The following is a 12,403-nucleotide window of genomic DNA, read 5'->3' on the forward strand; positions in this document are numbered from 1 at the left end:
TTCAATGAGCAGCCAGAGCCTCGGAGCTCAGTCCATCGTTTCGTAGAGTGGCAGCGTGAGGAACTCCGGATAGGCTTCCGAGAGCGACATTTCCGCGAAGATGCCAGCCGCCTTTTCGTAGCTCGCCACATCTTCCCCCTGGGCAGAGACGCTGGCCTTGATCTTGGCGAGTTCTTCCGGAATCAGTCCACGGACCAGCGCGGCGTCCACCTTGCGACCGTCATCCAGTACCCCCTTGGGTGAGCGAACCCACTGCCAGACCTGCGAGCGGCTGATTTCGGCCGTCGCTGCGTCTTCCATCAGGTTGTGGATCGGCACACAACCGTTGCCAGCCAGCCAGGCGCCCAGATAGTGAATGCCGACGTTGATGTTGTTGCGCAGGCCTGCCTCGGTGATCGGAGCTTCCGGCTGGAAGTTCAGGAGATCCGAAGCCGTGAAACTCACGTCATCGCGTTGTTTGTTCCATTGATTCGGCGCGTCTCCGAGCACCTTCACGAACTCTTCATGCGCGATCGGAACGAGCCCCGGATGCGCTACCCAGCCGCCATCGAAACCGTCGGCAGCGTCCCGCGCCTTGTCGGCCCTCACGCCGGCAAGTGCCTTCTCGTTCGCTTCCGGATCATTCTTGATCGGGATGAGTGCCGCCATACCGCCGATGGCGGGGGCGCCGCGTCTGTGGCAGGTTTTGACCAGCGTCAGCGCATAGGCGCGCATGAATGGCACCGTCATCGTGATGGCTGAGCGGTTGGCCAGGCAGAAATTCCTGTTGGTCTTGAACTTCTTGATGCAGGAAAAGATGTAATCCCAACGCCCGGCGTTGAGGCCCGCGCTGTGCTCGCGCAGTTCATACAGAATCTCGTCCATCTCGAACGCAGCGAGAATGGTTTCGATCAGCACGGTGGCCTTGATGGTGCCTCGCGGAATGCCGAGCTCATCCTGCGCCATGCAGAAGATGTCATTCCAGAGGCGGGCCTCCAGATGACTCTCCATCTTGGGCAGGTAGAAGAAAGGCCCGGCGCCGCGCGCGATCTGCTCCTTCGCGTTATGGAAGAAGACCAGAGCGAAGTCGAAAATGCCGCCGGATACGCGCTCTCCGTCGATGAGGACGTGCTTCTCATCCAGATGCCAACCGCGAGGCCGGATCTGCAGCGTGGCAACCTTGTCCTTGAGCCGGTATTCCTTGCCGGCTTCGTTCGTGTAGCTGATCTCGCCCCGGATCGCGTCCCGCAGGTTGATCTGCCCCTGGATCTGGTTGAACCAGTTCGGCGAATTCGAGTCCTCGAAGTCCGTCATGTAGGAGTCGGCCCCCGAGTTCAGCGCATTGATGATCATCTTTCGCTCGACCGGCCCCGTGATCTCCGTCCGCCGGCAGGCGAGGGCAGAGGGAAGCGGCCCAATGCGCCAGTCTCCTTCGCGCACCGCGCGTGTTTCCGGCAGAAAGTCCGGCATCTCGCCGGCGTCGATACGGGCCTGTCGCTGTACACGAGCCGCCAGCAGTGTTTTTCGGCGAGGCTCAAAAGCCCGATGGAGGCGGGCGACAAAACCGAGAGCCTCGGGCGTCAGGACGTTTTCGAAGCCAGGGTGAAGTGGCGCTTGGATGATGATGCCGGTCGGCGCGGTCTGTGACATGCGGAGTCTCCGTTGCAGGCAAAATGGTGCGCTGCAGTGTAGGGGCTCGGCATAAGGTCACACAAGGGAGGATTTGCCTGATGTATAGCCAAAAGAGCCGCCCAAAGGCGGCTCTATCCATGCAAGGGGCGATCAGCGTTGCCAGCAGTTGGCAATTTCCGTCGCCCCGCTTACTCCTGTAGCACCCTGTTGTCCGAGATTGTTGAGTGTCAGGGTACCGCAACTGTCATTTGCCTGTGCCCCTTGTGGCACTGCCTGCACCGTGAAGCTTGACGAGGTTGGAGAGCCGGCTGCAAAGGAAATCAGATACTTGGCAGTCCCTTGTTTTGGGGACTGCGAGAACGGAACGGTCATAGTGGCTCCCGCTGCGTTTTTGTCGTAGCGGTTGGCTTCCGTGTAGTTGCGCTCCATGGCTTGCGAAATTTCCAATAGAACGGTTTTGGCGTCGCCACGCCCGGCACGCAACACATATTCCCTGTAATTTGGAACAGCTATTGCGGCGAGGATTGCGACGATAGCAACGACAATCATCAACTCGATGAGCGTGAAACCTGAGGAACGAAAAGCTCTCACTTAATCTGCCTCCAAGAGGACATTAAACGGCGGCTCTTAATCGCGATAGGCTCCACATCGCCATCGCTGGGCTTAAGAATTACCTTACCACCGCCGCTTTGGCTGGCAATTGCAGGGGCTCCGCCGAAACCAAATCTCACGCCGTCAGGCGATCCGTCTGCACTATTGAAAGTGCCACTGGCATTCATGTCAAAGAACGGAGTGTCTTGGCCTTGGCCGGTCAGATACCCAACCGCTATAAGCCAGCTTGAGCCGCCGGCGGCACATTCATCTGCGGATGGAACGTAAGTGGTGAAAATTGCGTTGGAACCCGAAACGGAAGGAGTTGAGATAACTCTCTCCCCTTCGGCTACTGCCGAACCCGAAGTCATATTTACAAGATCCAAATACCAGCCTGACTTGGATGAGTAATCCACTGTGTTCCGCGAAACCTCCCTGATTTCCTTGGTGTAGGTCGATTTGCCATCATCAGACGTATAAGTTTCTGTTTTTTGGACAGTGAAAGTTTGTTGGGTCAGATTGCTTCGAGTCAAAGCCGTGGGCGATGCCGCAAGCTTGTCCAGAATGCCGTAGAGACTTTGAATGCTCTTGTCGGTCGGGTCTGTCGTTTCGTAATGCTTTCCTGTGCCGAAGAAAACCATCAGTCCGTTTTGGGCTCCTACCTCAACTTGAGGTGCTGACATGATGGGTTGAGCCGTGTTTGCTGCGTTCGTTGCCGTGAAAATCTTGTTGGCTGTCCATCCAGTCGGGCAGTTTCCTGTTGCTGCCGCCATGTTAAAACGCCACATTCTGCCCTTCAGATCTCCTGCGTAAATATACTGAGCTGTTCCAGAAGCTGACAGCACAACCGTTACGGATCCCAGTCCATTGGCTGTGGTTGTATCCGTCGAAATCGTGCAGTAGTCCTGGCCAGAGTCCCAGCCATTTGCGTCGTTTAGTGCAGCATCTAGATACACAATAAACAGTTTCGCTGTGCCGCTCGAAGAGTCAGGGCCATTGCCAGTAATAACTGCCCAGCGACCGTTCGCCATCTTTGCTATGACTGGTCTGTTGAGCGTGTAGCCAAGTTCTGAGTTCGTAAACTCCCATTTAATGGAAGTCGCTGAAAAAGAATCAGGGTTAGTGACGTCCAATGCGAAGATGGATTTTCCACCAGCTCCGGTAGAGCCGATCAGATAAGACTTCCACGCTGAATTGACATACGCATCAGCGTAATGCAAAGGACCATCAACGTAGTAAAGGTGACTCGTCGCATAATCTGTAGAAGCCAGATTTCTCAGGTTTCCGATCACACCGTCGGGAACAAAGGCAAACTTCTCTACGCCAGTTTCGGCATTCAGGGCGTGCAACATCCCGTCGTTTGCACCGACGTAAACCATTTGCGTGCCGGCACGCTTGTTTGCCAAGTAGGTCAGATAAGTGGTGCCTCCTCCTGCGGATGACGGAAGTCTGTCATAACCGAAATCAACACCGCCGCCGTAGGTGGGGTCGGAGTTGACTATATCTCCCATCAAACTAGTTCGGGCACGATATGCTGGTTCCCCGGTTCGATCACCCGAAAGGTAAGCTATCAGTCCTCTCTGGTTCGCTGCTGTTACGGTGGTTCCCAAGTGTGCTGCCTGACCCAGTCGCGTCAGTTGATTGTTTGATAAACCGTCATAAGAGAAGGAAATGCCTGTTGCCGCATAGACGGTGTCCGTGGCACCCTTTTCCATTTTCCACGAGTAAATTTTTCGATTGGCGTATTCAGGAATTTTTCCCGAAGCTTCCCATACTTGGTCTCCCAGCGTCCCATTTGCTGCTATTTTGAAAGCACGCAACTCTCCTGACCAGTTCTCTGCATTGAAGCTGGCTTGGTAGACTCTGGTCTCCGAATTTAGCCTCGTTGTATTCAGAGCAAGAAGGGTTGACGAACTAGAACGGCTGATTACGTCATTGAACGCCTTGTCCAGTTGCTCGTACAGCTTGGCTGGATTCGTAACAAGGTAATAGTTGTCCGGAGTGCCATCCCCGTCCGAGTCCCACTCATTGGTTGCGTCAAGCGAATTCGAATTGTTCAGGTCTTTGTATCCCCCCCATTTTGCCGCGTACCAAAGGGGATCGTGAGGAATGAATGATGCTGCGGTCGTTCCTGCAGTAAATGTACGGGAGCTCGTTAGAGCACTCAGTTTTCCGGCTGGATAGTTGAGAAAATAATCGATGGTGCCATTTCCGTCACCACCGTCTTGGTCTTTGACAACCAGGAATGTGCCGTCAGCTGTCGTTCCAGAGATGACGTAACCCATATGCTGTCGCATGCCACCATACGCGTAGTCTGAGCTGACGGATACAGTCACAGTGCCATCAGCATTTTTGCTGACCGTATATGTAGCAATCGCGTCCATGTCATGGTCCGCGCCCTGCTCGACGTCCTCAAAATTGATCCGGAACTTGTAGTATGGCCGACCGCCGTTCACGGAACTGTCCGCATTGCTGCTGTCCGTATTTTTGATGTCGTCGATATAGAAGTCTACTAATTGGTTTGTTGGCTGGAAGCTTGTTTTTGATTGGCTAATTCCCGAGCCAGCTACGGACTTGGCGAATGGAATTACGGTTATGAAATTTCCGTTTGATACGGGAATCCTCACGGTTGGCAGCGGCGACGCCATAGCCACTGCAAATGTCTGTACTTTCTGGTCGCCGGTGACCGTGTTTACGTCAGTCATCCTGGCCCACTTTGCCACAGCCGCTGAGTAGTAGGATCCTTGTTTTGTAGGCTCTTCAGGTGCCAGTCCTCTTATTGAGCCGAGGCCTGAAATTGACTTGGCGGTAGGTGCTCCGTCGGTAGAGTTTCCAGATTGACCAATAAAATAACTGCCAGATATGCCTTCGTCATTTCCAATCTGGTCAAGCACCTTCTTTGCATTGAAGGTACTGAATGAGTCGTTGTAGCTGCTGCTTTTGAAATTGCTGTCAACGCCAGGAAGTTCGTCAGAGTCATAAGACGGGTAGATGTCGCTGATGGCAAGTATGAAGGGCTTGGCGCAGGTTTTTGCTCCTCCCCCCGCTGGCGCTGCCGCATAAGGGTTTTTCCATGATGCTACCGGAAGCTTTAATGTGCTTTCCTCTCCAGAGTTCTGGGAAACGCTATAAACAGAGGTTACTGAGCCGCCTGCAAAGTATTTGACCGTCTCAAACATCATTTCGGCAAGTGGATTTCCCCACATTTGACAATTTCCGCTAGTCAGTGCCTGTGTTGTGATCCAGCCGCAGGAGTACTCGTAACTTCCTCCGAAGCCCGTAACCTTGAGACGGTTAAGCGTGTTGATGATGCTCTGGTCATTGTCTGCCTGAAGAAGGAATTGTCCTGTTCCGGCGTCTATTTCATCGGTGAACTTTCCTACGTTTTTTCTCAGGACTCCCCCGGAAAGATTCTTCTGGTAGCTACCTGACAGAAGACCGAAATGCATGCTTTCATTTTCGCCGTATTTTTGAAGCAGACCAGTTGGTTTGTAATATCCGGATGCGTATTTTGTGCAGACAGAGTCGAGTAAGCCGGAAACGCAAACTTGAACCCGTACAGCGTAATCGGTAAGCGTGCCAGTGCACGCACTCCCGCTATTGCTGTTTGCGATGCTTGCGCAATCGTTTCCAGCTACGGGGCGCTCTTTTGACAGCCACTCCCAGATTCTGTTTGTTGAATCTACTCGCACCCTAAGAAGAGGGTCCGCCGTATTTAATAGTGTTGTGTTTGCGAAGAGGTGTCTCTTTCCCGAAGCGGGGAGGGCGAGTGGTGTGTATTTTGTAATGTCGTACCCGTTGACGGCGATGCTGGTATATTCTTTTCCCCATGAGTGAGCATCTTGCGGAATAAACGCGCGTTGAAGTACCGTTTCTGTTTTAGTGTCTAGGTAACGGGCTCCGCCGTAAAGAACTCGACGCAGTGCATCCATGCGTGATGTCGTCAGATAATTCAGAAAGTCGCCACTCCATTGTTTGGAGCATTGTTTGCTGGTGGCGCTAGATTTCGGTTCGAATCGCTTATTGGTTGCGCTGTATTCGTAACAGATGTTGGAGTCGAAATACCCAAGGTAGTCGATTTTTGATGGCTTGTAGCCAATGTCAGGAACGCCATCTCCGGTTAGGTCGGAAGCGTCGTTATAAGCTTCGTAATACAATTTGTGATCGCGCTGCATCACCAGCATCATTAATGGCGGGGCACTGGTGCCAAGGAAAAGCGGTTTTTGAGATGGAGCAGATATGACTGGCGAAGACAGAAGGAGGGCCATCAAAAAGCCGAGTGGAGCCAGTGTTTTCTTTGTTGAGCTGGGGATCATGCTTCAGTCCTCGAGCAAAATAGTGCTTTGTAAGATAGCTTCTGAACGATCTGAATAGCCGTTTGCGCGAGCGGTGATGCGATAGGCTCGTTTTGCTCTTTCGCCAGCCTTCCAGATTCCAGTGTTTGCAGGAATATTTTCGACAAAATACTGGGGGGCGGATTCTGTTTTCTCGGGTTGCTGTGCTGTGACAGATTTTCCGGTCCAGTCAAATTGACCTGCCCAGAATTCACCTTCACTTACATTGGCCCCGTCACTATTAGTGAAGGATGAAATCTGTTGTCCGTACCCTTTTGTTGATCCATTATAATTTTTACTTGCCAAGTCATCTGTGCGCACTGCCTCGCGTATAGCTGCTTCGGCTGACTGAAAGGCGGCATTCGCGTCTCCTAAGTTGCCGGCCATGCGTTCTTGCATGGCTGCGTCTTTAAATGCCGTGACTCCCAAGAGCGTCAGGAGAAGAAGAATTACGAGCCCGACTATCAAAGCGGAGCCTTTCTGCTTTGATGTTTTTTGGGTTTTTATTAAATTCCCTTTGCGTCCCGGTTTCATTCTAGCCAGCCCTGTTTCTCAGTGCGATGGTTGTGGTCATTTCTTTTCTGAGCCGTTTGTCTGTTGCGGAGTTTGTTGCGTTGCTCTGTGCAACAGATGTGACCGAATCATCTTTAGACACAGCTGTAAGTGTGACTCTTACGCTGATAACGTTGCCCCATGCGTTGTTCGTCTCAACTTGGGATGCTGTTTGATATGCGTCGACGAAATAGTCGGAGTTTGTATCTACTCCGTATAGGATTTGCATGCCATCGATGCCCTCTACAACTTCTTGAGGTGTGGCGACATTTCCTCTCCGAACATACAGCGAAGGGATGCTGTTTGAGTTGTTGGAGATATAGTAGATTTTTGTGCTTACCGGCCGCACTTCTCCGGAGGAGAATAATTGGCCCAAATCGGCAGTGGTATTGCCAGGTGTTCCTGAACCCGAAACATGGGCAAGAACATCCCGGTCTCCGGATGTTGTCACCGCGGTTACTTGAAGTAACGTCGAATTGGCGCAGTTGGAGACGGCTACGATATCTCCTGCTTTGATATTGCTGTTGGTTGGGATCTCCAAAGCATCAGTGGCTGCCGCATGAGCTATTACCGGCCCCCCGCCATCATCAATGCTGCGGGTAATTAGCACATCTCGTCCTCCCAGTGCCGTGCTGGTTATCTCGGTTGGTAGTGCTATATTCCAACTGGTGCCGGTGCTTGCTTCATAGCCATAGATGGGGACTAGAAAATTCCAAAAAACGTCGGTGCTGTTTTGAAGAACAGTGGCTATTTTTCCGTCTTGCCCTGCGCAGCCAAAAAAAGCAGTACCTCTGATGTCTCTCGACATTACATCAAAAGCAATTCGAACATTTTCCTGTACTCTGGATAGGTTGTCGGCCGTTCGAAATGTTCTTTGCGATGAGAGGTAAATTGAGCTTAGTGCCAAGAGCAGAATTAGCCCAATGGTCATGGCCACCATCAGTTCAATCAGCGTGAGTCCAAACTGTTTCTTTTTTTTCATGATTGCATTGGTTACAGGCGGCTGTTTATTTTGAGATTCCTAGCTGACTGCGCACCTTTGCTGTCATCCCACGATACCGTTATGCTCACTTCGCCAGTGCTTGAGGTGACGCTGATCGCTCCGCTCCCTGATGGCAGCCTGCTTTCCAAATTGCTGAGCCAAGTCGATACATCTGTTTCGGCGATAGTCGTTCCTGTGGGAGGCGCGGCTGTAAGTGTCCGGTCATACCCCCCTTTAAGTGCAGCAGTTCTGTTAGAGCGCATCGCGTCAACGATGTCATATGCCAAGATGGAGGCCTGAGATCGATCAAATGCAGATTTGTTGCTGCTTAGTCCTGTTATTTGTAGCGCTGCAAAACCGAGAGCTCCAAGCGACATGACGACGATTGCCACGAGAACCTCCACCAAGCTGAATCCAATTTGCCGCTGTAGTCGTGGCTTAGTTGTTGCTAGCATGCAGAAATCCTTTGTGTTGTTGCTCTTCCTGTTGCATTGAAGCTTGTTATTCTTCCTTGTACCGATGAGCCCCCGCATATTGAGAAGGTGGCTCCCGCGGTTGTCGTACCTGCGCCATCAATTCCAAGTGCACCACCGGTCCGGCTGAAGGCCATTGCTCGGGCGTTCGCCGCAGAAGGGGTCAGGGTGATTCCCGCTTGCGGCCCTGGCCATACCCGCAACACGGTTTCCGAAACTCCTTTGCTTCCGTTGCCGTCAGTATCGATGTAAACGATCCACCCGCCTGCCCACGAGTCAGTCGCTGCACAGGTCGGTGAGGAGGCGCTGGTGTCCGTTGTGCTGCAAAGCACCACTTGGGCGCCACGCAAGATTGCTTCCGAACGAGCGTACATCGCGGCTGACACCAAGTCGTTCGTCACTGATGTGATGCGATTCTGTCTGATCAGACTGGACATCGAAGGCGCAGCGATGCCTGCCAATATGGCTGCGACAGCCAAAGTAACCATCAGTTCGACGAGGGTAAAACCGGAAATTTTTCTCATAGTGAAGTATTTTTGCTGTTTTTAATATTTTCAACCATTTTTTGATCGATGGGAGAGACTGTCTGATAGAAGGGAGAAGGGTGGTCGTATGCTGCTAGCTGGTTGCGAAGGTTTCGTCACTGTGCTACATTCCTGCCTCCCCGCTGCTGTAGCTCAGTTGGTAGAGCAACTGATTCGTAATCAGTAGGTCACCAGTTCGATTCCGGTCAGCAGCACCAGCTTCAGGAAAAGGCCGCCCCGCAATGGGCGGCCTTTTTTCTTGTCGCCTCATCCCGCGTAAGATGGCTTCTAACCCTCGATGAATGTTTCCGGTGTGGAGTCGAATCCGTTGAGTTGCGAAGCCTTGTCTTCCGATTGTTTCCATTGTGGCCTGCCTGTCCCTGAAGACGCGACGCTATTGGTTCGTGTGGAGGGAATCTCAAGACGGATGTGCTGCGCCGGTTGCCAGGCGGTGTGTGAGGCGATCGTGGCGAATGGCCTTGAGGACTACTACCGGCACCGCAAGTCGCTTCCCTCTCCCGAGATGGCTGTGCCGTCCGACCTGCTTGCTCTTGATGTCTTTGATCACGAGGAGTTCCAGAAGGGGTTTGTACGGCCGCTTGAGGGAGATGAACGGGAGGCGGATCTGATCCTTGAGGGGATTAGCTGTGCTGCGTGTGTATGGCTGAATGAACGTCATATTGCTCAGTTGCATGGAGTTTGCGGTATTGAGGTCAATTACGCGACCCGGCGTGCGCGCGTGCGATGGCGGGGTGAGCAGATCCGCCTGTCTGCAATTCTGAAGGCCGTCAGATCCATAGGTTACAGCGCTCACCCTTACGATCCGGCTACTTCTGAGTCCCTGGCTCGCGACGAGCGACGTACTGCACTTTGGCGGGTGTTTGTGGCGGGTTTCGGCATGATGCAAGTGATGATGTATGCCTACCCTGCGTATATAGCTCATGAGGGAGATATGAGTCCGGTGGCTGCTTCCCTCATGCGATGGGCAAGCATGGTGCTGACTTTTCCGGTTGTGCTTTATTCGGCTGCGCCTTTCTTTCGTAGGGCCTGGCGGGATCTGCGCGCGCGGTATCTCGGGATGGATGTTCCTGTGGCCCTCGGTGTCGGTGCGGCATTTCTGGCAAGCGTGACAGCGACGATAAGCGGTAAGGGGGAGGTCTACTTTGACTCTGTCACGATGTTCGTCTTCTTTCTTTTGTCAGCCCGTTATCTCGAGATGCTGGCCCGGCAACGTGCCACTCGCGGAGCGGAGACGCTTGCGCGCCTGATTCCGGCTTTTGCACGAAGGATTGGTGAAGGTGGAATTATTGAAGAGGGGGTTCCGGTCAGTGCTTTGAAAGAGGGGGATGTCCTGCTCGTCAGACCTGGTGAAGTGATCGTTGCCGATGGCCATGTCAGACGCGGTGGAAGCGAGGTTGATGAGTCGTGGCTGACTGGTGAAAGTCTTCCTGTTCCCAAGGCTGAGGGGAGTGAAGTATTGGGCGGGAGCGTCAATGGATCTGGCGTCCTCGAGTATTCGGCCGAACGTCTGGGGGATGCGACGCGGCTTGCCACGATCCGGCGACTCGTGGAGCGTGCACGTAGTGAGCGGCCGAGGATTGTTGTCGCTGCGGACAAGGTAGCGCTCTGGTTTACGGCGGCGCTGCTGTTGCTGGCTGCTATTACGGGATTGGTCTGGTGGCAGTTCGATCCCGATCGTGCTCTGTCGGTCTTTGTGGCAGTTCTGGTAGTCAGTTGTCCGTGTGCGCTGTCACTAGCCACGCCAATAGCCTTGACTGTCGCGGCGGACACTCTTGGACGGGCTGGCTTGCTGGTAACCCGCACACCGGCTATTGAAGCGCTGGCTGAAGTCACACATTTTGCGTTCGACAAGACGGGAACATTGACGCTCGGAAATCTCCAGTTAGAAGAGGTTCGTCTGGCTGAGGGCGTGACGCGTGAAAGCGCCCTGGTGCTGGCCGCGGCGCTGGAGCTCAATTCCGAGCACTTGATCGGCCGGGCTTTGCTGGAAGCTGTCGGTGATCCTCGTATTCAGCCTGCTGAGCAGGTCGAGGTCGTAGCAGGTTTCGGAATTTCTGGCGAGGTGAAGGGGAAGGCTTGCGCAATCGGTCGTCCCGAATATGTCGAGGGAGTCGTCGGACTGACCTTGCCTGCCACGCTTCGAGGGGAGACTCGGGCTACTTGGGTCTATCTGGGGGAGCCGGGGCGCTGGATCGCTGCATTCGGTCTGAGTGATGGTGTTCGTCCTTCGGCGCGTGCGGCGATTGGTGATTTGCGTGAGGCTGGGGCCTCGGTAAGTATTCTGAGCGGTGATTCACAGTTGGCCGTGGACGGCGTTGCTGGATTGCTGTCCGTGACGGATGCCAAGGGGGGCTTGTCTCCTGAGGGCAAGTATTCGGCGCTCAAGGAGATGCAAATCTCCGGTGCTGTGGTGGCCATGGTTGGTGATGGCATCAACGATGCGCCGGTGTTGGCGCAGGCGCAGGTTTCGATCGCCATGGCAGGAGGGACTGATATGGCTCGTCATCAGGCGGATGTGATTCTGCTGGGAGACGACTTGTCCAAACTGGTTCTGGGGGTCCGGGTCGCGAAACTGACGCGCCGTATTGTGCGTGAGAATCTCTTCTGGGCCTTCGGGTACAACATTCTTGCGATTCCCGCTGCAGCGACTGGCTTGGTAAGTGCCTGGATGGCTGGGCTGGGGATGGGGTTGAGCTCGCTGCTCGTTGTCTTGAATGCGATGAGGATTGCCCGTGGAGGCGTCAGGAAAACATGGAAGCCAGTCTCTACATCCTGATCCCGCTCTCCGTGCTGCTAGTGTTTGCCATCGCATGGCTGTTCTGGTGGTCGGTCAGGAGTGGGCAGTTTGATGACATGGAGGGGCCGGGTTTTCGTCTGCTGATGGACGACGATGCGCCCCCTTCACATCCAGCCGAGAGTCCGGTTGATACTCAAAGTACCAAGCTCGAGTGAGGGCTGGCGTGCATATGGATTGACTTCCATCAATGCGGGAAATCCTGAGCCGCTCATAATGCTTCACATGCCGGCGGGGGCGCCGGCAATAACAACCAGATTCAGTCCGCAATGGTTTGTTTCTGGTTGTTTGTAAGTCTCTCTGTTGGGGTTGGGGGTGCGCTAGTCGCACCCTTTTTTTATGTGTCGCGTTTTTGCCACCTCGGCGAAAAACCACGTTGCCTGTGCTAGGATTTGCGCCAGCGCAAAAGCTCGGTTTGACGGTTGTCAAATACGGGTTGAGAGGCAAGGTGAGCCTCCTGCAACGTGCTGACGCTCCGGCTTGAACAAACAACTGTGTTCAGGTTGTGCCAAGGTTTCGAC

At 53.7% G+C, this 12,403-nt stretch carries 9 protein-coding genes and 1 tRNA gene; 3 read left to right on the forward strand and 7 right to left on the reverse strand.

The window, feature by feature from the left end:
- Positions 1-27: 27 nt before the first annotated feature.
- The 7 genes from aceB to ABDB87_RS20555 form a co-directional block, all read right to left on the reverse strand.
- Positions 28-1,629 carry a malate synthase A gene (aceB, locus tag ABDB87_RS09215; protein ID WP_345926226.1) on the reverse strand — a complete coding sequence of 534 codons (1,602 nt, stop codon included), beginning with the start codon at positions 1,627-1,629 and terminating at the stop codon, positions 28-30.
- Positions 1,630-1,761: 132 nt separating this feature from the next.
- Positions 1,762-2,202 (reverse strand): type IV pilin protein, encoded by a 441-nt coding sequence (locus ABDB87_RS09220; RefSeq protein WP_345926228.1) that lies wholly within the window; start codon positions 2,200-2,202, stop codon positions 1,762-1,764.
- A complete protein-coding gene (locus tag ABDB87_RS09225) occupies positions 2,199-6,518 on the reverse strand; it encodes a pilus assembly protein (protein WP_345926230.1) in 4,320 nt (1,439 codons plus the stop codon). The genes ABDB87_RS09220 and ABDB87_RS09225 overlap by 4 nt, the downstream gene beginning before the upstream one ends.
- A 3-nt stretch (positions 6,519-6,521) precedes the next feature.
- Positions 6,522-7,070: a pilus assembly PilX family protein gene (locus ABDB87_RS09230; RefSeq protein WP_345926232.1), complete on the reverse strand. Its 549-nt coding sequence runs from the start codon at positions 7,068-7,070 to the stop codon at positions 6,522-6,524.
- Position 7,071: 1 nt separating this feature from the next.
- Positions 7,072-8,070 carry a PilW family protein gene (locus ABDB87_RS09235; protein ID WP_345926234.1) on the reverse strand — a complete coding sequence of 333 codons (999 nt, stop codon included), beginning with the start codon at positions 8,068-8,070 and terminating at the stop codon, positions 7,072-7,074.
- Positions 8,071-8,081: 11 nt separating this feature from the next.
- Positions 8,082-8,603, reverse strand: a complete 522-nt coding sequence (gene pilV, locus ABDB87_RS09240) for a type IV pilus modification protein PilV (RefSeq protein ID WP_345926236.1) — start codon at positions 8,601-8,603, stop codon at positions 8,082-8,084.
- The gene (locus ABDB87_RS20555) at positions 8,519-9,067 is read right to left on the reverse strand and encodes a GspH/FimT family pseudopilin (RefSeq protein WP_353978329.1); all 549 of its coding nucleotides are present in this window, start codon (positions 9,065-9,067) and stop codon (positions 8,519-8,521) included. Before ABDB87_RS20555 ends, pilV begins: the two co-directional genes overlap by 85 nt.
- A gap of 142 nt (positions 9,068-9,209) precedes the next feature.
- Between ABDB87_RS20555 and ABDB87_RS09250 the strand changes: the two genes are divergently transcribed.
- The 3 genes from ABDB87_RS09250 to ccoS all read left to right on the forward strand — a co-directional run bounded on the left by ABDB87_RS09250 (position 9,210) and on the right by ccoS (position 12,040).
- Positions 9,210-9,285, forward strand: a tRNA-Thr gene (locus ABDB87_RS09250).
- A gap of 80 nt (positions 9,286-9,365) precedes the next feature.
- Positions 9,366-11,864, forward strand: a complete 2,499-nt coding sequence (locus ABDB87_RS09255) for a heavy metal translocating P-type ATPase (protein WP_345926240.1) — start codon at positions 9,366-9,368, stop codon at positions 11,862-11,864.
- Complete coding sequence (gene ccoS, locus ABDB87_RS09260) at positions 11,840-12,040, forward strand: cbb3-type cytochrome oxidase assembly protein CcoS (protein WP_345926242.1); 201 nt, start codon at positions 11,840-11,842, stop codon at positions 12,038-12,040. The genes ABDB87_RS09255 and ccoS overlap by 25 nt, the downstream gene beginning before the upstream one ends.
- Positions 12,041-12,403 lie beyond the last annotated feature (363 nt).

Origin of the sequence: Uliginosibacterium paludis (assembly GCF_039631355.1) — a bacterium.
Taxonomy (GTDB): Bacteria; Pseudomonadota; Gammaproteobacteria; order Burkholderiales; family Rhodocyclaceae; genus Uliginosibacterium; species Uliginosibacterium paludis.